The organism is Paenibacillus sp. MAEPY2 (assembly GCF_000499205.1).
Lineage (GTDB): Bacteria > Bacillota > Bacilli > Paenibacillales > Paenibacillaceae > Paenibacillus > Paenibacillus vandeheii.
Map to the genome: position 1 here is coordinate 1 of NZ_AWUK01000029.1, position 23,080 is coordinate 23,080.

The 23,080-nt window shown below is 46.8% G+C and carries 25 protein-coding genes; 5 read left to right on the forward strand and 20 right to left on the reverse strand.

Annotated elements, in window-relative coordinates:
* Positions 1-228 precede the first annotated feature (228 nt).
* The 4 genes from P364_RS0121020 to P364_RS0121035 all read right to left on the reverse strand — a co-directional run bounded on the left by P364_RS0121020 (position 229) and on the right by P364_RS0121035 (position 3,569).
* Positions 229-594 (reverse strand): winged helix-turn-helix transcriptional regulator, encoded by a 366-nt coding sequence (locus tag P364_RS0121020; protein WP_024632046.1) that lies wholly within the window; start codon positions 592-594, stop codon positions 229-231.
* Positions 595-879: 285 nt separating this feature from the next.
* Positions 880-1,443, reverse strand: a complete 564-nt coding sequence (gene hxlB / locus P364_RS0121025; RefSeq protein WP_024632047.1) for a 6-phospho-3-hexuloisomerase — start codon at positions 1,441-1,443, stop codon at positions 880-882.
* A gap of 6 nt (positions 1,444-1,449) precedes the next feature.
* Entirely contained in the window at positions 1,450-2,082 is a 633-nt protein-coding gene (hxlA, locus tag P364_RS0121030) for a 3-hexulose-6-phosphate synthase (RefSeq protein WP_024632048.1), read from the reverse strand.
* A gap of 404 nt (positions 2,083-2,486) precedes the next feature.
* Positions 2,487-3,569 carry a lactonase family protein gene (locus P364_RS0121035; RefSeq protein WP_024632049.1) on the reverse strand — a complete coding sequence of 361 codons (1,083 nt, stop codon included), beginning with the start codon at positions 3,567-3,569 and terminating at the stop codon, positions 2,487-2,489.
* 214 nt (positions 3,570-3,783) lie between these two features.
* On the opposite strand from P364_RS0121035, the gene P364_RS0121040 reads away from it, so the two are divergent.
* The gene (locus tag P364_RS0121040; RefSeq protein WP_024632050.1) at positions 3,784-4,713 is read left to right on the forward strand and encodes an AEC family transporter; all 930 of its coding nucleotides are present in this window, start codon (positions 3,784-3,786) and stop codon (positions 4,711-4,713) included.
* On the opposite strand, the gene P364_RS0121045 is transcribed toward P364_RS0121040, so the two are convergent.
* From P364_RS0121045 to P364_RS0121065, 5 genes are all read right to left on the reverse strand, one after another.
* On the reverse strand, positions 4,691-5,281 hold the full coding sequence (locus P364_RS0121045) for a DUF2062 domain-containing protein (RefSeq protein ID WP_024632051.1): 591 nt from the start codon (positions 5,279-5,281) through the stop codon (positions 4,691-4,693). The two genes, P364_RS0121040 and P364_RS0121045, sit on opposite strands and share 23 nt — an antisense overlap.
* A gap of 58 nt (positions 5,282-5,339) precedes the next feature.
* Positions 5,340-5,798, reverse strand: a complete 459-nt coding sequence (locus P364_RS0121050; RefSeq protein ID WP_024632052.1) for an OsmC family protein — start codon at positions 5,796-5,798, stop codon at positions 5,340-5,342.
* Positions 5,799-5,817: 19 nt separating this feature from the next.
* Positions 5,818-6,585 (reverse strand): DeoR/GlpR family DNA-binding transcription regulator, encoded by a 768-nt coding sequence (locus tag P364_RS0121055; protein WP_024632053.1) that lies wholly within the window; start codon positions 6,583-6,585, stop codon positions 5,818-5,820.
* Between the two features lie 152 nt (positions 6,586-6,737).
* Entirely contained in the window at positions 6,738-7,868 is a 1,131-nt protein-coding gene (locus tag P364_RS0121060) for an NADH-dependent flavin oxidoreductase (RefSeq protein ID WP_024632054.1), read from the reverse strand.
* A gap of 199 nt (positions 7,869-8,067) precedes the next feature.
* Complete coding sequence (locus P364_RS0121065) at positions 8,068-8,745, reverse strand: SOS response-associated peptidase (protein WP_024632055.1); 678 nt, start codon at positions 8,743-8,745, stop codon at positions 8,068-8,070.
* Positions 8,746-8,971: 226 nt separating this feature from the next.
* Here P364_RS0121065 and P364_RS0121070 point away from each other — a divergent pair, with 226 nt between their 5' ends.
* On the forward strand, positions 8,972-9,493 hold the full coding sequence (locus tag P364_RS0121070; RefSeq protein ID WP_024632056.1) for a hypothetical protein: 522 nt from the start codon (positions 8,972-8,974) through the stop codon (positions 9,491-9,493).
* Positions 9,494-9,536: 43 nt separating this feature from the next.
* A complete protein-coding gene (locus tag P364_RS0121075) occupies positions 9,537-10,211 on the forward strand; it encodes a hypothetical protein (RefSeq protein WP_024632057.1) in 675 nt (224 codons plus the stop codon).
* Positions 10,212-10,346: 135 nt separating this feature from the next.
* Here P364_RS0121075 and P364_RS0121080 read toward each other — a convergent pair whose 3' ends face one another.
* The 3 genes from P364_RS0121080 to P364_RS0121090 all read right to left on the reverse strand — a co-directional run bounded on the left by P364_RS0121080 (position 10,347) and on the right by P364_RS0121090 (position 15,318).
* Complete coding sequence (locus P364_RS0121080) at positions 10,347-12,896, reverse strand: beta-mannosidase (RefSeq protein ID WP_024632058.1); 2,550 nt, start codon at positions 12,894-12,896, stop codon at positions 10,347-10,349.
* A 254-nt stretch (positions 12,897-13,150) separates the two neighbouring features.
* Positions 13,151-14,176 (reverse strand): LacI family DNA-binding transcriptional regulator, encoded by a 1,026-nt coding sequence (locus P364_RS0121085; protein WP_024632059.1) that lies wholly within the window; start codon positions 14,174-14,176, stop codon positions 13,151-13,153.
* A 194-nt stretch (positions 14,177-14,370) separates the two neighbouring features.
* Positions 14,371-15,318 carry a DMT family transporter gene (locus tag P364_RS0121090; protein WP_024632060.1) on the reverse strand — a complete coding sequence of 316 codons (948 nt, stop codon included), beginning with the start codon at positions 15,316-15,318 and terminating at the stop codon, positions 14,371-14,373.
* A 166-nt stretch (positions 15,319-15,484) separates the two neighbouring features.
* Between P364_RS0121090 and P364_RS0121095 the strand changes: the two genes are divergently transcribed.
* Complete coding sequence (locus P364_RS0121095; RefSeq protein ID WP_024632061.1) at positions 15,485-16,360, forward strand: LysR family transcriptional regulator; 876 nt, start codon at positions 15,485-15,487, stop codon at positions 16,358-16,360.
* On the opposite strand, the gene P364_RS0121100 is transcribed toward P364_RS0121095, so the two are convergent.
* From P364_RS0121100 to P364_RS0121135, 7 genes are all read right to left on the reverse strand, one after another.
* Positions 16,357-16,560 (reverse strand): hypothetical protein, encoded by a 204-nt coding sequence (locus tag P364_RS0121100; RefSeq protein WP_024632062.1) that lies wholly within the window; start codon positions 16,558-16,560, stop codon positions 16,357-16,359. The two genes, P364_RS0121095 and P364_RS0121100, sit on opposite strands and share 4 nt — an antisense overlap.
* A 47-nt stretch (positions 16,561-16,607) precedes the next feature.
* Positions 16,608-17,090, reverse strand: a complete 483-nt coding sequence (locus P364_RS0121105) for a tetratricopeptide repeat protein (RefSeq protein ID WP_024632063.1) — start codon at positions 17,088-17,090, stop codon at positions 16,608-16,610.
* Positions 17,091-17,290: 200 nt separating this feature from the next.
* Positions 17,291-18,148 carry a heme o synthase gene (cyoE, locus tag P364_RS0121110; RefSeq protein WP_024632064.1) on the reverse strand — a complete coding sequence of 286 codons (858 nt, stop codon included), beginning with the start codon at positions 18,146-18,148 and terminating at the stop codon, positions 17,291-17,293.
* A 156-nt stretch (positions 18,149-18,304) separates the two neighbouring features.
* Entirely contained in the window at positions 18,305-18,871 is a 567-nt protein-coding gene (locus tag P364_RS0121115) for a hypothetical protein (protein WP_024632065.1), read from the reverse strand.
* A gap of 283 nt (positions 18,872-19,154) precedes the next feature.
* Positions 19,155-19,502: a DUF3243 domain-containing protein gene (locus P364_RS0121120; protein WP_024632066.1), complete on the reverse strand. Its 348-nt coding sequence runs from the start codon at positions 19,500-19,502 to the stop codon at positions 19,155-19,157.
* Positions 19,503-19,640: 138 nt separating this feature from the next.
* Complete coding sequence (locus tag P364_RS0121130) at positions 19,641-20,195, reverse strand: MFS transporter (RefSeq protein WP_024632067.1); 555 nt, start codon at positions 20,193-20,195, stop codon at positions 19,641-19,643.
* A complete protein-coding gene (locus P364_RS0121135; RefSeq protein WP_029881176.1) occupies positions 20,192-21,619 on the reverse strand; it encodes an FAD-binding oxidoreductase in 1,428 nt (475 codons plus the stop codon). Before P364_RS0121135 ends, P364_RS0121130 begins: the two co-directional genes overlap by 4 nt.
* A gap of 147 nt (positions 21,620-21,766) precedes the next feature.
* On the opposite strand from P364_RS0121135, the gene P364_RS0121140 reads away from it, so the two are divergent.
* Entirely contained in the window at positions 21,767-21,955 is a 189-nt protein-coding gene (locus tag P364_RS0121140) for a hypothetical protein (protein WP_024632069.1), read from the forward strand.
* A 99-nt stretch (positions 21,956-22,054) separates the two neighbouring features.
* Here P364_RS0121140 and P364_RS0121145 read toward each other — a convergent pair whose 3' ends face one another.
* Positions 22,055-23,017 (reverse strand): NAD(P)/FAD-dependent oxidoreductase, encoded by a 963-nt coding sequence (locus P364_RS0121145; RefSeq protein WP_024632070.1) that lies wholly within the window; start codon positions 23,015-23,017, stop codon positions 22,055-22,057.
* Positions 23,018-23,080: the final 63 nt, after the last annotated feature.

The following is a 23,080-nucleotide window of genomic DNA, read 5'->3' on the forward strand; positions in this document are numbered from 1 at the left end:
ATCCCCAGATTTTTTGATTCAATTTTACAAAGGTGAAAATCTGGTGATAAAGGCGAGGCGCATGCTTCCGATGTAGCTTTCTTTCAGAAAGCTTTTAGCTCCGCTTCTTCAGGTTCTTTCTGTCCTCTACGTTTCAAGAAAACTTTTGTTAAACTGTTAGTTAATTAAGGGGAAAGAAAAACCGCGGGGTGATGGAAAAATTCCCTACACCCAGCGGTTCGTTTTAACTTAAATTGATTCAGCTTTCCAGATCACATTTTCACCATAGTTTTTACCCCAATCGTACATGGCATGCAGCACCGGCATCAGGCTCTGACCATGATCAGTCAGTGTATATTCGACACGAGGAGGTACTTCTGCATAGACCTTGCGCTCAATTAGCTTGTCTTCCTCCAGTTCACGCAGTTGGTTGGTCAGCATCTTTTGGGTAATATGAGGAATCAATCTTTTTAATTCACTGAAACGTTTGGTTCCTTCAAGACCCAGATGCCATAAAATAATCAGTTTCCATTTGCCGCCAATAACAGCAAGGGTCAATTCTTTCTCACAGTTAATCTCTTTCAGGTTGATTCGTTCCTTGACTTCGGACGCCATAGCTCCGAGCCCCCTTTTCTTTCACTTCATCTTATATCGCTAAAATGCAATACGCATATTACAATAACACTCCGCAACAAGAAGAGCATGCTGCCTCCTTTGTATCATATAACGGGTTCATTGATTTAATACAGCTTGTATACATTCTACTACAGCACAACCCAGTTGTTAAGCAGACCCGAATCAGTCCACAGACAACGATAGCAGAAAAGACCGGAACTCCCGCTACTCAAGGGAATTCCGGTCTTCCATCTATTCTTAATACATCAATCTATGACGTATGGACTATTCCAGGTTGGCGTGACGCCCAAACATGTCAGCTCCTGTCATATTCTTCATTTGCATCATGGTGAGCACCAGGGCATCCATGCTCAGCAACAGCCCTTGTTCAAACAGGGAGCCCATCGGCTGAATGGTTACTGTCGCTCCGGCGGTCGCCGTATCCTCTTTGGCGGATGCCGGAAGACGAACCACGGTATTAGACAGTTGTCCGATTGTGGACTCCGGCTTGATCGTAATCAAACCAACAGGAGCACCTGCTTTACTGGCCTTCTGAGCCATCGCTGCCAGACTGCCTGTCTCCCCTGAGCCTGAGCATAACAAGAGGAAGTCTTTCGGGCTGATCCCCGGTGTAACGGTCTCTCCAACGACATATACCCGAAGCCCCATCTGCATCAGCCTCATGGCAAAAGCCTTTCCCATCAGACCGGATCGACCTGCGCCTGCCACAAAAATCTGTTCGGCAGCCAAAATATGTTCCGCCATGGCCTGCATCTCCGAGTCGTCGATCTGGCTTAACGTCCGTTCCAACTCCTTCAAGATGTCTGCTGCGTATTGTCGGCTGCTCATCTGTTCTTACCCTTGTTGAACCAGACGCTGCATCTCAGCTGCTACTTTGGCTTTGTCTGCTTGTCCAGTGATTCCGCCGCCTACAATGACCAGATCAGGTTGTGCTTTAATTACTTCTGGCAAAGTTTCCAGTTTGATGCCACCAGCTACAGCCGTTTTGGCGTTTTTCACGGCTTTTTTGATCGTTTGCAGATCTTCGAACGGGCTTTGTCCAACCGCTTGCAGATCATAACCTGTGTGTACGCAAATGTAATCTACGCCAAGGGCATCCACTTCACGTGCACGTGTTTCGATATCAGACACGTTGATCATGTCAACTAGAACGAGTTTGTTTTGTTTTTTCGCTTCTTCAACAGCACCTTTGATCGTCATGTCGTTGCTTACTCCAAGGACTGTGACCAGATCCGCACCAGCTTCAGCAGCTTTCATGATTTCATAGCCACCTGCGTCCATGATTTTCAGATCGGCAAGTACTTGCAGATTAGGGAAAGCTTCTTTCATCGCCTTAACCGCATGCAGTCCTTCATTAATAACGATTGGCGTACCAATCTCAACGATATCGATATATTGTTCAACCTCTTTAACCAGTGCGATACCTTCAGGGATGTTTACCAAGTCGAGTGCCAATTGCAATTTCATCATTTATTTCTCCTTTGTTGTTCGAGTGTGAGTAGTATTTCTGTAAAGATTATTTAAAGGTTTAGCCTGCACCAATTCGCCTGTTCAGATGCAAGCACTATTTTTCCTGGCTGCTCATTCATTGTAGATCCTGACTATCCATTGGGGAAGTACGCACTTTGAAGTCAGGTAGTTACCTCCACGATACTATTGAATAAATTATGTTGTTATCTGAACTTATATCATGAAAATATGTTATATTCCACAAGGATCAATTACGGGCATCTAGGAAGTCGCCATACTCACCTCATCAAAAAAGACCCCGCCACAAGGGCAGGGTCTCCCCAAAAATTCAGGTCAATTAGTTCAAATCTATTGATCTAAAGGCTTATTCAAACCTCACGTTTATCTTACGAATCATGGGTTTACAGATAAACAGGTTTCACACATACCGGCTTGGATACACCTGTGCTGTGCCCTGTGTATTTCAGACGTCCGCCCTCCTGATCCACTGTAAAGGAAACGATATTGTTGGTATCGCGGTTAGCTGCAATCAGCAGCTTGCCATTCGGAGTCAGTGCAAAGTGACGCGGGTGTTTACCCTCAGCAGATACATGCTCAACCAGTTTCAAATGCCCTGTTTCCGCGTCTACTGCAAATACAACAATGCTGTCGTGTCCACGGTTAGAACCGTATACGAAACGTCCGTCGTTGGATACGGCGATTTCAGCTGTTGTGTTTTCACTGCCGTCATAGCCATCAGGCAATGTGGACACGGTGGAAACCTCTTTCAACGTGCCTGCTGCTGCATCATAACGGAACGATGTAATGGAGGAATCCACTTCGTTAATGACATAGGCGAATTGACCATTCGGATGGAATGCCAGGTGACGTGGTCCAGCACCCGGATGTGTTTTGGTTTCACTGTGCAGTACAAGTTCGTTCTTGTCTGCATCTATGGAGTAGATTGCAATTTTGTCCGCACCCAGATCCTGTACCATCATGTATTTGCCATCCGGGCTAAAGAATGCGGAATGCACATGTGGCTTGTCCTGACGCTCAGGATGCGCACCTTTGCCTTCATGTTTCTTCTCATCCAGAAGTTCTCCAACTTCGCCGTTATTGGTCAGAGCTTGCAGACCGACCAGACCACCGTGGTAGCTGGAAAGGATCAAGTAACGACCGGATGGGTCGCGTTGGATATGACATGGCGGAGCCGAGATCGAATCATGACGATTCAGCAAAGACAATTTTCCTGTAGAAGGATCAATGCTCAGAGCTACAGCTTCAGACATTTTATTGCCTTCAGCAGACGCCGTTTCACCGATCGCATACAGTTTATTACCTTCAGCATCCACGTTTACAAACGTTGGGTTCTTCACGCCCGAGATGCCGTCAAGCTTGGAAAGGCTACCTGTGTCTTCATTCAATTCATATGCGTAAATGCCCTCATTTTCCGCTTCGGCATAAGAGCCGGCCAATACGAGCAAGCGTTTTGATTCACTCATTACAGTTTCCTCCTCTATGTGTATGTAATCTGGTTGCACCTCTTCTATAATAAATCTGCCATATCAAAATAGCAATCCACCGCCCCTGCGCAGCCATCAAAGAAGCGGCATCCACATCGCCCACTACGTAAGACAATACCAAAATCCACTCCCGACGAAGGACAACTTCTGCTATGATAAAATAGGTTTTTCATCCAGAAAGGACTGAATTCGGTTGTTTAATTCATTTCTGCTCACGTTATATCATGTATTTCTGCCGATATCTCTTCCGGTGATTGGAGGCATTTTGTTAAAACGTTTCAAAAATTGGGATACCCGGCCGCTGTCGACCTTTTCCCTTTATATTTTGAGCCCTGCACTGATCTTTGATACGCTGCTGCATGCCGAGATTACATGGACGGACGTAACCGGTACGTTCTGGTTTTCTATTATTAATTTAATCGCCCTATGGGCACTGGCTGAACTGTTGAGCCGGATATTCCATCTTGGCGCAAGCGAAAAAGCGGGCCTCACCCTTGTATCCACGTTTACAAACTGCGTGAATTATGGGCTCCCGCTTGTATTACTTGCTTTTGGACAGCTTGGATTGGATAAGGCTTCGGTATATGTCATCGGACAGATGATCATTGTTAACACGGTAGGAATCTTTTTTGCAGCCAGATCCGAATTTACCGTCAAAAACGCGATCCTGTCCGTCTTCCGTATGCCTTCCATCTATGCTGCTGCGATAGCCATCATCCTGCGCGCAACCAATCTGAGCTTGCCCCAGGCACTGGATGGAGGCATCTCCATGCTCGCAGCCGGATACTCCCCTGTCGTACTGGCCATTCTGGGTGCGCAGATGTTAAGACCGCGCGGTTCTGTGGAACCTTGGAAACCCAACGTCCGCAAAGCATTCTGGACTGGACTCGTGGTACGACTTGCCGCAGCGCCAGTACTCTCGTATCTGATTCTGACCGCACTTCAGATTGAAGGAACGTTATTCAGTGTGCTGCTCATCCTGGCGTCAATGCCGACCGCAGTGAACGCAGTAATTTTGGCCGAGCAATTCAATGCCTCTCCGCAGTTTGTGTCCCGCTGTATTCTGTGGACAACCGCGGCGTCAATGGTTATTCTGCCGATCATGATTGTGATGTCTTCCTAATCAGCACGGAAGCTGGTGTTGGAGACATCGCTGCCTGCTTGCGTTTCTCCAATCGGCGCTCAAAGCGGCGTTTGAGTGCTCTGACATAGAAGAACTTGACGACAAAGTAAGAAATCACGCCGAGGATAACTCCAAAGACGGACATACCTGCCAGAATATCCAAACCACCCAGCAAAAGTTCACTTAGTGCGGACCAGTTACCGCGAAACAGCTCCATAAAGGCACTCTCATGAACAGGTCCCTGCCCCATGCTATGTGCCGGCAAGATCCATGAACCAATTTGCTTGGCAAGCGGCATCAATATGATGGGCAGGAATGTCAGCTTGCCGACCACATTGCCCACGATAGCTGCTGGCAGGGAACCACCGGACAAACGTACAATCGGATAGAACACGAGATAAACCAGTGAGGCAGTCGAGATAACGATCAGTTCCAGACCAAAACCCAAAGCAAATCCGGTAGATACTTTATGTGCCCCGCCGGGAGCACGTAACAATTTGAGAAAATTAAGCTTCAAAGCACGTGTTAAACGTGCAAAACGTGAGTTTTTGCTTTTCTGTAGGTTCATACCGAACTTCCCCTTATCTTACACAAATGACGGCTCAAGCCGCCTATTCTTCAGTATATCACACCGCGTTAACGCCTGCTGTTATAATCACTGGCTGTGTCTCGATAGCAACATTGCCTGCTACAGCTCTGGATATCATGCAGGACTCTTCTGCTTTATGTGCCAGGCGCTCTGCCTTCGTCACATCAGCATCAGATGCATCCGCTTTGAGCACAATTCGAGGTCTGTGTATGATCCGCTCGTACGTAAATACATTATTGGTCACATCCACCGTCGCTTCGGACTCCAGTGTCAGCTCATCCGGTGTAATATCCGATCGCTCCAGCATCGCTGCGAGTGTAATCAAATAACAGGTGGACGCTGCACCAAGCAGCATTTCATCCGGATTGGTGCCGGTACCCGGACCACCCATCTCCTGTGGAATCGAAATAACTGTTTTTAACCCGCCTGCATCAATATGCCCTTCACTGTTACGTCCACCATTCCAAACGGCTTTCAGGTGAAAAGGATGTTTCATTATATTCATTCCTTTCGAATTAGACACGGACACATGTTATGGATTGTTCATTTAGTGTGCTAACCTGTTCTTCATCTAAACCCAGATCCGTTATTACTTTGGCCACACTGCTGAGTTCCGCCACTCTTGTAAAAGCCTGCACGCCAAATTTGCTTGAATCCGCCAGCAAAATAACTTCATCCGCAATGCTGAGCATCTTCTGCTTCACCAGTGCCTGCAATTCATTCGACTCACTGATGCCCTTGGTCAGATGTACACCTTTGCAGGATAAGAAAACTTTATCCACATGATAGGCATCCAGCGAACGTTCAGCCAGTGGCCCTACAAACGACAAGGACTTCGAAGCTAGCTGCCCGCCGGTGGCGATCACACGAATCTGTTCCTTGTTACTCAGCTCAGCCGCAACCTTAATGGAGTTGGTCAACACAGTGAGCGGGATGTTTGGCAGTCCTGCCGCCATATACCACGCCGTTGTACTGGCATCCAGCGCTATCCGGTCGCCAGGCTCTACCATTTTTACCGCTTCGTCCGCAATTCTGCGTTTCTCTTCTGCATGAGTTACAGCCCGCTCCGGATAAGGGATTTCCGACTGCCCTTCTTCTTTATATTTTACGCTGACAGCTCCGCCATGGGAACGCCTGAGCCTTCCAGCCTGTTCAAGCTTGTCCAGATCACGTCGAATCGTTTCTTCCGTCACTCCGCACCGCTCACTAAGCTCGGTCACACGCATGCTTCCCTGCGCATCTACCCATTCCACAATTTTCTCATAACGTTCAGCCACGAGCATCTTCATTCACTCCAAACCGTTGATTATCCAAGATGAATCCTGTTCATCTCATCATACCACAGTGCTCCCGGAAGTAGAATTTCATCGAGACACAGTGGGTGCAAAAAAGAGGGAGCTTCCGCTCCCTCCAAGTTCAATGAAATCATAATGTCTTATTTATCATCAGCCATAGGGAACCAACCCGGTGTGTGAATGATTGCATTCCACAGTCCGTCAGGGATAACCAGACGCTCCTGATCCGATTTGGTAAGAATCGTCTCGATATCTTCTTCACGACCGCTTTCGATTTTCTCAACCCAATCCGGCTCAATAATAAGCTCACGACCAAGCGCAAGCAATGACACACCACTTTGAAGAGCTTCAGCTGCCTCGTCTGCAGTATGGATAGAACCTACACCAATGACAGGCATTCTACCCGCCACACGATCAAGGATAAATTCAATTCTGGAGCGTGTATCTGCTTCACCTCGTCTTGGTTTGGACCAGAACTCGTTAACGGATACGTGCAGATAATCCAGATTTTTATCTTTTAGCGCATCCACCAATGCATACGTCTCTTCCATGGTCAATCCAGGTGTTTCCGGCTCTTCCGGGGAGAAACGGTATCCAACGATAAACGGCAGTTTCGTATGTGCAGCTACAACCTTCTGTACCTCATCCACTACAGCGAGTGGGAATGTGAGACGTTTCTCGATGCTTCCACCCCAGCGATCTTCACGTCGGTTGGAATGCGGAGAGAAGAACTGCTGGATCAGATAACCGTTCGCACCATGAATCTCAACACCATCAAATCCAGCTTCAATGGCACGACGGGTTGCTTCCCCAAAGTCCTTGATGATGGACGTAATTTCTTCATCAGACAACTCTCTTGGTACAGGAGATCCCGGACGCTCATTGGCAACAGCGCTTGGAGCAGCGACTTGACCGGCTGGTACCGCTTGTTCTGGTGTGAGACGACCTGCATGGAAAATTTGCAGTACGGCTCTGGAGCCTTGCTGCTTCATGGTAGCGGCCAGACGTTTCAGACCAGGAATAAAGCTGTCGTCATAACTACCGAACTGAGCCGGAAAACCGATTCCATTCGGAGTTACATGAGTTACCGCTGTAAGGGACATGCCTGCACCGCCGGTACGACGTGCATAATAAGCAAGTTCAGCGTCTGAAACAGTACCATCCGGGTTCGAGGACATATGAGTCATGGGAGCGAGCACAATCCGGTTTTTCAATGTAATGCCGCTTGGCAGTGAAACTTGTTCAAACATCGGGCTATACTTTGGATTCATTCGTGGTTCCCTCCTGATTAAACATCTCTTTTAATAGATATATGAATATGTGCTTCCACTTACTGTAATGATTATAGTTACGTTTCATTCACATTGCAACTTTTCATTTTTATTTTTTTCACTACATTTTATTTCGTTGCTCAACCCAAAAAGACGGAGTGTCCTGTGACTCTCCGCCTCCTTCACTCCCTTTATCCGCTTAGAAACTGCGTACGTAGGCTAGCTTCTGATCCATCTCTTCTACACATTCATAACAGTCATGCTCATCATTGGCTACCATCGGAGTGACCGGATACAGATTCATCTCAGTACTGTTGTAGGATTTCAACAACGGCAGCAGCTGGGTCACTCGTGTATTTGCCGGATCCAGCCAAGTATTAATCTCTTCTTCAGACAGAATCGCCGGCATTTTGCTGCCAAACTCACGTGTAACCATGTTCGCGCCCGCCATCAGCATCGTGCAGGTACGCAGTGGCTGTTTGCGTGTATCTTTCCATACCTCGTATAATCCCGCAATGCCAAACAATCCACGATCCGGCATAACCACACGCACCGCATAGCTTTTCTTGCCTTCCTGACGCCAGTAGTACAAACCATTACATGGGATAACACAACGCTTCGTCTCTACCAGCTTATAGTAGGCTGGATTCTCATGCACCGTCATAAGATTGGCGTTAACTGCATCGCGACCCCAGAACGGAATGAACCCCCACCGGAACTCGTCCAATACCCGTTCTCCATCCTGATGCAAAATTATCGGGGTGTGCTGGGTTGGGCTGATATTGTACCGGTTTTTGTAATAATACATCACCCGTTCAATCTTGAAATGATCTCTGACCTCATCCAAATCGGCTGCCAATGAAAAACGGTTACACATGTTCAACGCTTCCTTTCCCTGTGTGAAGTTGAATGTATTGTTTGTTATTGCAGGGAAATTATGCATGCACACATGGACAGCAATCGACTTTTTCAGACGAAAATAAGGTCTAACTCAGCAGAATCCTTTGTTTTTATCACGAAAACAAAGACTTAAGACTCATTTCAACAGTTCTATTCCTTGTTACTATAATAGAGAAAAAATACAATTATTGGAGGTTTTAAGTATGAAAAGGAAGTTTCTCATGAGCATCATGTTGTTTTCAGCCATCGCGATGTTCGGCAGTACGATCTATGCGGCAACGTTTCTAACCTATGGCTACCCCAGCTCGACAATTCCGATTCGCACTTACAATTATGCCTCTACATGGCAAGCTCCAATGGACGCTTCCCTCAGCAATTGGAACAATGCCGGTGCCAAAGTACAGTTTACCAAAACGAGCAGCTCCCCCAACACCATTACTGCCGGAAATTTCAATAACACGGCATATGGCGTCAACTACGCTTCTGTATCAGGCAGTCAGGTCGTAAGCTTCCGCATTGAATTGAATGCAACAACCATTACGGCTGACGCAACCAACTTGTCCAATTTTATTCAAAGTGTATTCGTTCATGAGCTCGGACATTCAGTCTGGCTTGGAGACAACCCTACCACCACCAGCCCTTCCATTATGCTGTACTCCCGCAACCGGAACACCATGACTAAGCCTCAAACCTTCGATATCAACAATGTCAGATCCAAGTACTAATCCGCTATTCTCAAACCCCTAAATCCAAGGAGGATTTCTACCCATGAAAAAAATTCGAGTATTGACGATGCTGGCCTCTTCCATTTTCATTTTGTCTGCTATAGGTTGCTCCTCAGTTACGACTAATACAGCTGCCACCAAGGATGAACCAATCACGATGATTGCTTCCGAGGACTTCCCAAGTTACTCAAGCATCGGCGATCTCTCGGAGAGAGCAAACACCATCGTTAGAGGCAGTGTCATCCAAACACGTGTTGAAGCATTAAATGACATGGTACAAGCCCCGGCTGTAAATGAAAGTGCTCTGGATGAAGAATTGAATCCGGGCGGTGAGGACATCGTTCCTTTTGAAAAAATCTATACGATTTATACGATTAAGGTTGCTGAATCCTTCAAGGGAATTCATACAGCCGGGGACACCATTGAAGTGAAGCAGCTTGGCGGACAGCTGGGCAATACCGAGATTATTAACGATGACAATATCAAATTCATCCCCACCAAAGATTATGTGCTCTTCCTGGAGACGTATGAGGACACTCCCGCCAGCCTGCTGAATTCCGTGCAAAGCCTGTATGTGATCAAACCCGCAGCTAAATCGACTCAACCCGGCGAGCAGCAATCGAAGTCCGAAGTTGTTGTGAGCGCCAACCCTGAGAATGATCTCACGCTAAGCATCGAGGAGCTGCAAGAAATCCAGAACGAAGATCAGAACAAATAACCTCATTGGACCTGCACCCATTCCCCTCCTACTGTTCAGTCATATATAGTAAAAACGTGCCGCTCAGTAGAGACTGGGCAGCACGTTTTTTTGAATTTAATAATAGACTACTATGCCTGTTTGATACGTGATGAACTACAGTTTGATAAAGTCAGCCATAGAACGAACCTGGATGGCCCCAGCCTGGGAGACAGCGCCATCAGATCCTTGTAATTCCCCTCTGGATGTGAACTTAACCTTCACCGGAATGCCAGGAATGAGATCGAAGAAATTGTCCGAGAACACGCCCTCTGCCTCTGTAGAAATCCACACTTGTTTCGCAAGCACATCACTTTGCAGGAACAAATGTAAGCCATCGTTCTCAGTCACTTCAGTTACCTTAATTTGCGTTGGTTGCAGTGCAAGATCCTTCGATGGTACAAAATAATGCTCCTGTACGATGTCGGCTGCCCCATCCTGCTTCAGATCAATACGCAGCAACGTTGTTGCAGCATCACGACCTTCCAGCCATTCAGCCTGACTCAATGACAGCACCTGTTGACCAGAGTTGGATGCCAGAGCAATTTCATGCTCTTCATCACGGTATACCGTGCCATCAAAGCCGATTAGGCGCAGCTGAAGTTTCCCTTTCACAGGTTCAAGCTGATCCGAGATCAGATAAATATCCGTCACATCTTGCTTCGTGCCATCTACCGATACCAAAACATCGCTGAAGCTGCGTTTGGCGTAATATTGCAATGCTTTCCAGCGGCCAAAGTAGTCCATCCCCGCCCATGATGCTACCGGCCAGCAATCGTTCATCTGCCAATAGAGCGTTCCCATACAGAACGGTTTGCGGCGACGGTGAGCCTCAATGGCTGTTTTCATCGCTTCAGCCTGAAGCACCTGGCTCATATAGAGGAAGGAAGGGAAATCCTTAGGTTCATGCATGTACATGTCCATGTATTGTTTGATCAGACGATTACCCGCCCCGTTCTTTTGATGCGCCAGCATCACTTCAGACTCCAGCGCCAGGTCCTCCTCCTCTGCATACTTGCGAACCGAATCATATTCAGGGAAGGACTGGAAGCCATACTCACTCATGAAGCGTCCAACATGAACGTTGTAGTTCTCAAATGGCTCCACATTATGCCATACACCCCAATAGTGGATATCCCCTTCTGATGTGGATGGGTGAGCATGCTGTTTCTCGTCTCCCGACAGGGATACGAGTGGCGAAGAAGGCCAGTAATCCACACCAGGAGCATAGGCTTCCACCACTTCCGGCAAAAGATCATGGAAAATGGCTTCGTAATCTGCCCAAATGCGTTCCTTCTGCTCTTCGTTGTAATCTTTCTTCCAACCCCAGCCGCCATCCTCAATGTAATGAGCCCATGCGGAATCAATCTCGTTATTGCCACACCACAGCACGATGCTTGGATGATTGCGCAGACGTTTTACATTATCAATCGCCTCATGCTTCACACTGTTCAGGAAAGCCTCGTCTCCAGGATACATGCTGCAAGCAAACATAAAATCCTGCCATACGAGCAGACCGTATTCGTCACACAACTCGTAGAACACGTCTTCTTCATAGAAGCCACCACCCCATACACGGAGCATATTCATATTCGACTCGGCAGCAGAAACAATCTCATGCAGATAACGCTCACGTGTCACTTCTGTAATGAAGCTATCATTTGGAATGTGATTTGCACCTTTGGCAAAGACAGCAACTCCGTTTAATTCAAAATAAAAGGAGGCTCCCGCTTCATCTTGATCACGAACCAGACGAATGGAACGAATACCCGTTTTCACCGTGGACTCAGCCACAACTTGTTCTCCCTGAATCACTTCCGTTAGGAAGGAATACATATGCGGGTCACCCAGTCCACGGCTCCACCACAGCTTCGGCTCATCCACGGAGATTGGAACCTCCACAGTCTGGACGCCTGGTTTCAACGTTACAGCCTGCTCCCAGCTCTGTCCGTCCGTTCCTACTCGAATAACCGTTTCTATTGCTTGCGCAGACTCTACTTCCACGACCGCAGTCAGAGAAGCGGAAGCAGCGGTTACTTCTTTTTGCTGGATAAAAACATCATTAATCCGTACGTCGGTCCAGCCTTCGAGACGCGCTTCGCGCCAGATTCCGCTGGTTACAAAACGCGGCCCCCAGTCCCAGCCATAATGATACGGGGCTTTCCGTGCAAAAATACTCACTCTTTTGTCGCCTAGTCCCCCCACGTCAGATTGATCATTCGATGCAGGCAGGGCATATCCGAGCTTCTCCAGCTTCGGCAGGTCTTCATTTATCGGGGAACGAAAACGTATTCGGAGGATGTTGCCGCTTGCCTTTACAACCGATTTCACGTCAACTGTCCACACCCGGAACATATTATCCGCCGACAACACATGCTGTTCATTCACGTACACATCTGCATACGTATCCAGACCATCAAAGACCAGCTCCAGACACTGCTGTGACAGCAGTGCTTCATTAACATCAAATTCGGTACGATATTCCCAGTCTTTCTTGTCGACCCATTGAATTTCCTTTTCGTTAGTTCCATAGAAAGGGTCTGGTATCTTACCTAATTTCAGCAAATCCGTATGCACACAGCCGGGCACGTGAGCCGGCATCCACTCCTGATCCTCACAAGCCTTGAACGTCCAATTCTGAAATGTCTGCGATTGTATTTTGCTCATGACAGCCTCCGTTATCGTTGAAGTTGTTTGAAAAACAATTTGTTAGGTTTTGTTATTATAAAAACAAATAACTTACAAAACAAAATTAACATGATATGCTCAATTCAGTCAATCTGTTTTGTGATTTATTTCTAAAAACCTTTTTATCCAAACAAAAAAGACATGAAGCCTTATCTCTCCATGTCTTTTCACCCCATAATTATATAGAACTGGTGCGCACTATTCTTGGCATTCCAGAACTGCGTTCGTTCACTTCATTGCAAAATAGCACTGTGCTCATCACGAATGATTAATTCCGAATAAATCAGCTTTCTTTCAAAAGGCCCGTCCGGATGCTCCATGCGCCACAATAACTGGTCCACCGCCCGTCTGCCCATGTTCTCCTTGTCAATATGAACCGTAGCAAGAATAGGCTCTTCTGAACGTGTATTGTCGAACCCGGTTACTGCACAGCGCTCCGGCACCTCGATGCCCCTGCCTTGGAGTGCACCAATCACAACAGCAGCCATGTGATCGTTCGCACATACAATCACTTCGGGGATGTCTTCCATCTGCATGGAGACGATGGATTCCCGAATGTGATCCAGATCGGGTCCCAGCAAATCGGTTTGCTGCGTAACTTGCAATTGCATCTCTTCCAAAACTGAACGATAGCCGAGCCATCGCTCTCTGAAACTGGCTGCATCAGGCAATTCACCAGCAAACTGCAGCCGCCTGTAGCCCTTTCCAACAAGCATCAGCACCAGTTCCTTCATGCATTTCATGTTATCTGTAAATACCGTATCTCCATGAATCGCCGGGTCTTCATGATCAACCATCACAAGCGGAATGTGCAGTCGGTAGATTTCGAGCAATACGGATGTGGAAATGGAACCGACGGTAATAATTCCACTGATCGCTTCGGGGTTAAGTACCGAAAACATGCGATCCGAGGAAGGTTCCGTCAAGGTCAGGATATCCATGCCCTTCTCATTCAGCCGTGCAGATATTCCGTCAAAGATGGGACCCCAGTACAGGGAGGAACGATTCTGTGAACGGATATTGGGGAACAAGATCAGAATAGTCCCCTGTCTATCCAGCCTTATCTCCTGTTCAACAGTGGGTTCTACCAAATAACGCTTCGGTTCAGCTTTGAAATATCCAAGCTGTCCCGCCGTCCTGACAATCATCTCCCGGGTATGTTCACTCACACCAGGTTTGCCGGTCAACGCACGGGAGACTGCGAATTTGGATACCCCCGCAGCATCAGCAATTTGCTGCATGGTTACTCTTTTGCCCATCCTACTCACCCGTTTTTCCTTTATTTTTCATTTAGTGTAGCATAAAAATAGCAATTCAACAAAACAAGTTATGAAAAACTTCATTTTGTTAGGTTACTTTGCTTGGGATTTGAAACTCTTCCGAGTGTAATAAAAAAGTTCTTCCACCACCTTCACGATGAAGATGATGGAAGAACTCTTCCTTTATTTCAAAACTATATGCCCGGTGCTCCCTGGTCTCCCAGTTCGGTCTGTAATGCCGTCCGCTTTCTGCGCCAGAATAACGGATAAGGGACTCTGATCTCCGTAATCAGAACACCAATGAGCATCAACGCAGCACCCGCATACCCTTGCATCGTAAGAGACTCCCCTTGGAAGGTAAACGCAAATGCTGCGGCAAACAACGGTTCGAGCGAAAAGATCAGGCTCGTTCTCGTTGGTGAAGCATGCCGCTGGGCAAGGGTCTGCAAAATGTAACCAATGCCGCTGCACAATACCCCCAGACCCAGAATGGCCGCCCAAGATTGCGGCGTGTCAGGCAGACGTGGTGTCTCCAGCAGGAATGTAGCAGCCAACCCCCACAGAGCTGCAACGCCCAGTTGAACCGTTCCTAGGGTTAGCGGATCATGCTTCGGCGTATACTTGCCAGCAATCATAATATAGATTGCATACATTAATGCTGCGAGAATACAAAGGATATCTCCCATATGCAGACTGAGCTGATGCTGAAGCGTCAACAATCCGAGCCCGGCTACCGCCACGAGAATACTTATCGTTAACCGCAAATCTGGCAATCTTCGATGCAAAATTGTCGTCAGAATAGGCACGAAGATCACTGCCAAACTGATTAGAAATCCTGCCTGCGAAGCCGTTGTGCGCTGGACTCCATATGTTATAAATACAAAGGCCGCGAATAACGCTGTCCCCATGATAACCCCTGCCACAAGCGTCTTGCGATCTATTCTGAACAGTCGCCGATGGAAAAGAACCGCTGCCGCGATAAAGGCAATGCCAAACCGGAAAGCGACTAGATTCAACTCCTGCATGGATTCCAGTCCAGATTTCATAAACAGGTAGGATGATCCCCATATTACCGTTGCGAGCAGCATCTGCAAATCCGCTCTTCTTGATGCCTGACCTTGTAGTGCACGTACTCCGTTCATCTTGCTTCTACCTTCATTTCTATATATTGTAATCGATCCGAGGCTCTCTCGAACTAACTCGCCTTGGCAAGTATAAACGATCTCTTTGCATTATAAAAATGAATATTTATAATAGTATATATGAAATAAACTCATGTATGAAATGAGGAGAGGAACGGGATCTTTCATGTCATTGGTCAAATACGAAATTTTGAATGCCGTAGTCGAATACGGCAGCCTTACGAAAGCAGCGGAAGCACTGAATATTACCCAATCCGCGGTCAGTCATGCGATCGCCAGTCTGGAGACCGATTGTGGTTTTTCGCTGCTAAATCGTGGCCGCTCCGGTGTACGAGTGACTGCCGAAGGGGAACGCATTCTGGGCTATACGCGTGAAATTCTGCGCTGGACGGAACTGATGAACCAGGAAATTTCATTAATTCGCGGCGCCGAGATTGGAACCGTGCGTATTGGCACATTCGCCAGTGTATCCACACAGTGGCTGCCTGGTATCCTGAAGCAATTTCGCCTGCGTCATCCTGGAATCGAAATTAAGCTATGGGAAGGGGACTATGCAGAAATTGAAGGCTGGCTAGCCGGAGGCGCCATCGATCTCGGCTTTCTTTCTCTTGGGGATTCTTCGCCTTTTGAAACCATTCCCTTACAAAAAGACAGGATGATGTGCATCCTGCCTCTGGAGCATCCACTCGCTTTGCAGAGATCTGTCTCATTTGATGTATTGTTGGAACAGCCCTTTATTCTGCCCAAATGGGGCGGTGATAACGAAATCGAACGATTGATCCGGCAGCATGCAGCCAAATTGAATGTCGTCTATGAAGTTGCCGAGGATCAGGCCATTATGGCAATGGTTCGAAACGGCCTTGGCATCAGTCTTTTGCCTGAAATGGTTCTGCAACACCATACCAATGAGCTGGCGCTCGTTCCACTCACTGGAGATCCCTATCGAACAATTGGCATAGCCTGCCCGTCTCTTATCAATCTGTCACCCGCTTCGCGTCGTTTCATTGAAGCGGTACAAGAATGGCTGACCCCATCGCTCTAATCGACATTACTTACAAATTGTATAATGCCAATGACCATCATTAAAACAAATGCGATGGCAATCACAATTGCAACACCAATCAAGAAGCGTACGCCGGGTGAGCGTCTATTCACCTGTTGAGCTTCTGCCAGATAATTCAGCTTCTGTTCCATCCGGTCTAGTCTCTCGTGCACCTCTTCAAGTTCGTGATTCGAATTCATCCAATCATCTCCTTTAAGTTAGGTGTTATCGCTTGTATACACTCTGTTTACTCCCACACCCGGTCCAGCTGATCTGCATAGAAACGGATTGCTCTGCTGTAGTCGGTTATCCCCTTATCCCTTGATGTATCTGCCAGTTGTATCAGCAGCCGTTTCATTGCCTCTGCATGCTCGCCCAGATTGTAGAGCACCATGGCAAGAAAAACTTCAAATTCCCGGTTCTCCGGGAATTCACTTAATCCCTTTTCAAACCAAACCTTCGCCTGCCCATACTGCCCCAGAGTCCGATAGGTGCTGCCCAGTCCAAGTATGGCACCTGCTCTGTCCTCACTCGGAAGCGCTAGATTTAAAGCCTTCTCATAATGCGGTACTGCATCCCGCTCCAATCCAAGTGAATCATGAGCCCAAGCCAGCTGGTACCATATCTGCGCATTTTCCGGTTCCTGTAATGCCAGTCCCTGTAATAGCTCAATCGCCTCCTGCATTTCCCCCTCTTGCCTCAAGAGAATAGCCTGCTCCAAATCATTCATATACGGTACTTCCCATCCTTCCAAAACCCCATTTTCCATAGTATGGAAATCATTCATTCATTATAGCAAAAAAACATCCCGCGAAATAGGCTGGAGCAACCAGAGGTTGTCCAAACCAATTTCGCAGTATGCTTCTTCGTAAGGTGCCAACTCTATTGGCATCTTCATATTAAAGTAAATGTACAAAAGTGATGATTCGCTCAGGACCAGGTTGTGTTTACCACCATTACGATAAATACAACCATGAGATAATTGACAGAGATCAGAAAGTTAACCTTTGCCCATTTCTCATCATCCTCAGTTTTCAATCCGCTTAGTGTATGTACAAACCAGATCAGACCACCAATAGCGGAGACAAGCAGAAACACGAGACCAACGTAGTTGTAGTAATACAACAGAAATACAGCAGGAAGTAACAGAAACACGTAAGGAATCATTTGGAACTTGGTACGCTTCACACCTTTGACTACCGGCAACAACGGGAAACCTGCTGCACGATATTCCTCCACTCTGCGAATACCGAGTGACCAGAAGTGAGGCGGCTGCCACAGAAATAACAGCGCGAACAGCAACCAGGCACCTACATCAATCTGATTGGTTACCGCACAATAACCGATTACTGGCGGCATCGCCCCCGCAATTCCACCCAATGACGTACTCCAGGTCGAGCTGCGCTTGAGCCACATCGTGTAAATCACGATATAAGCAAACCATCCGAGCAATGCCATCCAACCGGACAACGGATTAACCAGGAAGTATAGAAGCACAAAACCGACCACACCGAGAACAATTCCATACCCCAATACAAAGTTGGGTTTAAGATGGTTGATGTAATCAATCCGTTTTTTGGTTCGCTCCATCTTCTGGTCCAATTCACGATCCCAGTAATTATTAATGACACAAGCCGAAGCGATGACCAAGGTTGATCCAATCAATACCATGAGCAGCGATATCCACGAGATATCCCATTTTGAAGCGACCCAGAACCCTACGGCTACCGCAAACACATTCAGCCGCAAAAGTCCGGGTTTCGTTAATGCGATCATGTCTTTAAGCATGAGAAGCCTCCTGAACTATGTAAAAACACCATTCCTATAATGATACCTGTACATACCATGAATTACAATCTCCTTCATGAATTTGTCATAACCAAAAAGCATTCCTTCCGGTATGGAACCGGAGGAATGCTTAACCATTTAAAGTTGAATTTGATTTTATGGAATGTACTGCTGTACAATTTTGATCACTTTTCCGTCTTGTACAGTGAGGTGATACGGGAAAATGGACAGATCGAGCAGTTTCGTATTGTTATACAAGGATTCGAACTTGCTGAGCGCCACTGGCTCATTCCATTGAATGTTGGTGCCCTGCACCGTACCGTCACGATCATACAACTGCATCAACACTTCAGCGTTAGCAGTGACTTCCACCTTTTCCTGCTCTTTGCTGTCGTTGACAATATAATATCCATCAGGAGCACCATCTATACCGGAGTCTGGATTCCGTTGTTCAAAAACTTTATCAGCCTCTGTCCCCTGGTACCAGCCAATCTTGTCTACAATTAAGAATAACTTACCATCTTCATGCTGTATATCATCCACATACGCTGTAAACATCTCGGAGTTTGCAGCCTGAGCCTCTTTGGCAGATGCCTGAACATGGTCCATGCTCTCCTCAGCGTTCGCTGGTGTAAGTAAATATGTAGCAAGCACAATCATGCCAAGTAATGCAACTGCCGCACCCAGCATTCGTAATTTCCATTGTTTCGCCGCGTTCTTCATAGGCAGCATCTCTCCTTATTATGAACGTTACTATTCCTTAACCGGAAGGCTTCCCCTTCAAACGCTCATATTGAAATATTTAATCCTGTTTTCTACTTCCCCTATCATACTAGGTGTGCCCGCTGCAAAAGTATCAGCCAGATGAAAAATAGTTACAATAGGTGTCATCAGTCCTTGTGCGAAGCATCTTAACAAAAGTAGGATAACATCATCATAAAAGAAACCCTGTATGCCTTGGCATCCAGAGTCTCTATTTGGCTTAGCTTTTAGTTATAGCTCAATCTTAATGATTCGGGGTTGAGCCTTGCGCCAGACGCACAAGCATGTGAGCCAGCATGTGACGCTCTTCCTCTTTCCCGACATTCCACAGTTCTTGCAGCAACTTCTCTTCACGGTTACGTGGTTCTTCGCGGGCTGCCAAATAGTCGGCTACCTTCTCGGCAATTTTGGCCATCTGTTCTTCGCCCAGCCCAATCGATTCGCCCATTGCAATTCGTTTGCCCAGATATTCTTTGAAAGAATCAAAGTTCTGTAAAATCTGTTGTCTTTCTTCAGGTGCAATCTTCTCAATCGCATTGTCAACCTTGTCAGTTGAAACTTGGCCATTTTTGTGGATCACATGTTCATTCATTTGAAAAACCTCCTTGAGAAAATTCGTTTTGGGGACTAAGCAAATTGCTCAAATTGCTTAATCATACCAGTGTTATCTATAATATAAACTTCTCGCTGGAGATTAATCAGACCATTTCTATCCTTTAGCCAAGTATCCTTATTTTTCTGTTGCTTCATCAGAAATACTTCGTAATCGCCATACTGCCAGTGCTCCCCACATATATAAAATGGCACTGAGATAAAATAATACATCGATTGTCAGCCAATCGATCAGAATACCGCCTACAATAACAGCAAATCCTGACGCGGCGGATGTCCAGAAATGATAGTTACCTACAGCTGGGCCCCGTTGTCCAGCCACCGTATAATCCGCGAGCAATACCCGCTCACTCATTCGCTGCATCGCATTACATATCCCCATCAACATTTGCAGTAGCAGCACCCAGATGTATGAAATGACCCACGGAAAGGCAATCATGGCTGCTGCCATCCCCACCGAACTTACCATGAGCCACTGCTTGGCATGTCGATCCATTCGGGGAGCGAGCCATTGCGAAGCAGCAGCCGAGGCAATTGTAAATACAGCAAAAGCAAGTCCGTATTTGGAGAAGCTGTTACCCAGATTTTTGAGAAACAAAAGATAATACGGATAAATCATGCCCGATGCGAGCGTAACGATGCTTTGAGATCGAACAAGCCACTTGATATTCATGGATGATTTCCTCCATACTGCTCCATAAAATAATTCATAAAAAGATGATTGGGGTCAAACTTTTCTTTGGCTGCAAAAAACTCATTCTTCCGTGGGTAAGCCTGTTCGAACTGTTCTGAAGACGCGTAACCTGCATAGGGCAGATAATATGTTCCGTTATATCGAAGGACGGCGTCCATCAATTGCTGCATATGGTCCTTGAACTTTCCTTGTTCTGCCTCGGACAACGAAGCGTGAAACAAACAGACAAGACCGAACATATCCTGCGTTGCATATGAAAGTACAGCTTCTTCATCGTGTTTCACATATCTAACTGTAATATTAAGCAAATCCAACTGCTCCCGGGAAACGATCTCTCCCATCTCCTGAACAAATGCCGGGAACGTATCCACCGGAATAAAATATTCCTGCAACAGATCATTTTCGCCTGGCTGATGGTATTCCATAAAAGCAGACGCAGAAGCCATCGCATTGTTGCGGCTCAATCTTTTGCCCTCCTGCGACTCGAAGTAACGCTTTTGCAGCGGCCAAAACCAGGCCCGGCCCCATTCAAATTCACGGTTCAGGTTGAACAGGAGTTTGCTAAGAAGCACACCCCTTTCATGTTCATCCAGATGATTATAATCATCCAATGAAGCCGTTGAATCAACGGCATAATTCAGTGCGTACATTTCACGAAAATAGCCTTCACCAGGCTGAACTGAAATTCGGGCCAGATGCATTTGCATCATCGGATCTCCAAGCACGCTCTTTTGAAAATAAGATGGGTAGTCTTCAACCTGCACCTGTTCCGTCGTGAGACGATAGACTTCATCATCCGTTAACGTCAATGTAACGTCCAGAATCAGTCCAAACAATCCGTAACCCCCAAGTACAAGCGGGAAAAGCTCGGCATTCTCGGTGCGACTCACTTGCCGAATCTGACCATCTGCCGTCAATAGACGAAAGGAATCGACACTTTGAATCAAGGAACCCTGATGGAGCTCTCGGCCATGTGCATTAACACTGATAGATCCGCCTACGGTAAAAATATTTTGGGACTGCATATTTTTGACCGCCAATCCATAGGGGTTAATGGCTCGCTGTACATCAGCCCAGGTTGCACCAGCCTGTATACGTACCTTTTTGGCATCGACATTAACTTCCAGCACTTTGTTATACGAGGTCATGTCTATGACAATGCTGTCCTTATAATAGGTGTGCCCTCCCTGACTGTGACGCTGCCCGGCAATAGATATCGTCAGATTTCGCTTTCGGGCATCCTGAAGCAGTTCAACGAGCTGCTGCTCTTCACGCCCTTCCACTATACGTTCAACCTTAACCGGATGCAGGCGGCTGTAGTCGGTAATCAAATACGGATTCTGATCATCACTATCGGTTCTCCAATATGTCCACACACATAAAATCAGAAGTAACAGGAGCATGCTCGTCTTTTTGAACAGATGGACTCCACCTCTCCTAAAACATAACGTTTCAATTTAATTCCATTGGTTAATCGTTTACATATACATTACAAGGATTGGATATGTTAAGGAACACCTTAAACATACCTGAATAAGGAGGAATTTTCCATGAGCGAACATAAAAAGGAGCGAAAAAACAAGGATCTCGAACCTGGTGTTAATACCATTCTTCATCCGGACCCTAACAATCCTGGACCGACAGACATGATCGAGGAAGCTGTAGGAGATATTGTCGACAACATCACCCACCCTCACAAAGCCAAAACAAACGAGACCCGCAATACAAACAGCAAGTAAATTTAGATCATTCTTTGGCAAGCCGTTTCCGACAACGCAAAAAGTCCCTCCAGCCTTAGTCATAACGGTGGGGGGACTTTTGCATTGTTGGTGTTTGTATTAATGAGAAATCGGTCCGTTCACAATTTGCGTTTTGATCTGATTCACTTCGTTTTCCTTATTCATCTGCTGTAATGCCTTGTGAATCCAGATCGCTGCAATCGAACCTTCGCCCATGGCAACCGTAGCTTGTTCCGCGTGCAGGCCGAGATCCCCTGCAATCCATACATTAGGTGCGGCCAGCATGCTGCGCGGGTTGGCTTCCACATGTTTATTATCCGCGATGACGGCTCCAAGCTGCTCTGCCAGTTCATAATGTACACGATTGCCTCCAAACGCAATAAATCCACGCTCCGACTCAAAAATCTGTCCATCTTCCGTCAGTACACCTGTAATATGGCCATCCTCCATCTGCTGCACTTCTTGTACGGCCGCCTCAAGATAACGAACGCCTGCCTCTTTCATGCTGCGATGAAGCTCAGCGGAGATGGGTGACTGCTCATGGTTGATGTATAGCAGCTCAGTGGTACGTTGAATTAAAACCATAGCCATGTTTGCACCCGCTTCACCTGCACCCAGCAATATCGTGCGCTGATCCTGAATCTCGTATCCATCGCAATCCGGGCACACATATACGGTTCGTCCCAACGTAGGTGTTAATCCCGGGATATCTGGTATCCTGTCCGTTAGTCCGGTTGCCAGCAGGACTGTTTTTGCCATATATTCAGAGCCGGATGAGCCGAACAGTTGAATCTGTTCTCCCCGGCGTCCTGCTTTAATGATACGGTCTTTCTCAAAAGCTACTCCAGTCCCTTCTGCCTGCATTCTGCCTTTGGTGCGCAGCTCTTCACCGGATACTCCATCAGGAAAACCAAGAATATTATGATAGGTTCGGCATAACGTTGATCTGCCTTCTCCTGCGTCCACCACCAACACCCGATGGGAAGAGTATCGCCCCATCTGAATAGCTGCCTGAAGTCCTGCGAGTCCTCCACCTACGATAATGCAATCATACTCTCGCATGCTCCATCTCCCTCCTATGCTTCTATCTCTTATATGTTATTGGACAGTTCACTATCCTTCTAT

Bases quoted from the DNA above. Each gene is read 5' to 3' on its own strand.
- P364_RS0121020 (WP_024632046.1), bottom strand. From the start codon at position 594: ATGGCGTCCGAAGTCAAGGAACGAATCAACCTGAAAGAGATTAACTGT.
- hxlB (WP_024632047.1), bottom strand. From the start codon at position 1,443: ATGAGCAGCCGACAATACGCAGCAGACATCTTGAAGGAGTTGGAACGG.
- hxlA (WP_024632048.1), bottom strand. From the start codon at position 2,082: ATGAAATTGCAATTGGCACTCGACTTGGTAAACATCCCTGAAGGTATC.
- P364_RS0121035 (WP_024632049.1), bottom strand. From the start codon at position 3,569: ATGAGTGAATCAAAACGCTTGCTCGTATTGGCCGGCTCTTATGCCGAA.
- P364_RS0121045 (WP_024632051.1), bottom strand. From the start codon at position 5,281: ATGAACCTACAGAAAAGCAAAAACTCACGTTTTGCACGTTTAACACGT.
- P364_RS0121050 (WP_024632052.1), bottom strand. From the start codon at position 5,798: ATGAAACATCCTTTTCACCTGAAAGCCGTTTGGAATGGTGGACGTAAC.
- P364_RS0121055 (WP_024632053.1), bottom strand. From the start codon at position 6,585: ATGCTCGTGGCTGAACGTTATGAGAAAATTGTGGAATGGGTAGATGCG.
- P364_RS0121060 (WP_024632054.1), bottom strand. From the start codon at position 7,868: ATGAATCCAAAGTATAGCCCGATGTTTGAACAAGTTTCACTGCCAAGC.
- P364_RS0121065 (WP_024632055.1), bottom strand. From the start codon at position 8,745: ATGTGTAACCGTTTTTCATTGGCAGCCGATTTGGATGAGGTCAGAGAT.
- P364_RS0121070 (WP_024632056.1), top strand. From the start codon at position 8,972: ATGAAAAGGAAGTTTCTCATGAGCATCATGTTGTTTTCAGCCATCGCG.
- P364_RS0121075 (WP_024632057.1), top strand. From the start codon at position 9,537: ATGAAAAAAATTCGAGTATTGACGATGCTGGCCTCTTCCATTTTCATT.
- P364_RS0121080 (WP_024632058.1), bottom strand. From the start codon at position 12,896: ATGAGCAAAATACAATCGCAGACATTTCAGAATTGGACGTTCAAGGCT.
- P364_RS0121085 (WP_024632059.1), bottom strand. From the start codon at position 14,176: ATGGGCAAAAGAGTAACCATGCAGCAAATTGCTGATGCTGCGGGGGTA.
- P364_RS0121090 (WP_024632060.1), bottom strand. From the start codon at position 15,318: ATGAACGGAGTACGTGCACTACAAGGTCAGGCATCAAGAAGAGCGGAT.
- P364_RS0121095 (WP_024632061.1), top strand. From the start codon at position 15,485: ATGTCATTGGTCAAATACGAAATTTTGAATGCCGTAGTCGAATACGGC.
- P364_RS0121100 (WP_024632062.1), bottom strand. From the start codon at position 16,560: ATGAATTCGAATCACGAACTTGAAGAGGTGCACGAGAGACTAGACCGG.
- P364_RS0121105 (WP_024632063.1), bottom strand. From the start codon at position 17,090: ATGAATGATTTGGAGCAGGCTATTCTCTTGAGGCAAGAGGGGGAAATG.
- cyoE (WP_024632064.1), bottom strand. From the start codon at position 18,148: ATGCTTAAAGACATGATCGCATTAACGAAACCCGGACTTTTGCGGCTG.
- P364_RS0121115 (WP_024632065.1), bottom strand. From the start codon at position 18,871: ATGAAGAACGCGGCGAAACAATGGAAATTACGAATGCTGGGTGCGGCA.
- P364_RS0121120 (WP_024632066.1), bottom strand. From the start codon at position 19,502: ATGAATGAACATGTGATCCACAAAAATGGCCAAGTTTCAACTGACAAG.
- P364_RS0121130 (WP_024632067.1), bottom strand. From the start codon at position 20,195: ATGAATATCAAGTGGCTTGTTCGATCTCAAAGCATCGTTACGCTCGCA.
- P364_RS0121135 (WP_029881176.1), bottom strand. From the start codon at position 21,619: ATGCTCCTGTTACTTCTGATTTTATGTGTGTGGACATATTGGAGAACC.
- P364_RS0121140 (WP_024632069.1), top strand. From the start codon at position 21,767: ATGAGCGAACATAAAAAGGAGCGAAAAAACAAGGATCTCGAACCTGGT.
- P364_RS0121145 (WP_024632070.1), bottom strand. From the start codon at position 23,017: ATGCGAGAGTATGATTGCATTATCGTAGGTGGAGGACTCGCAGGACTT.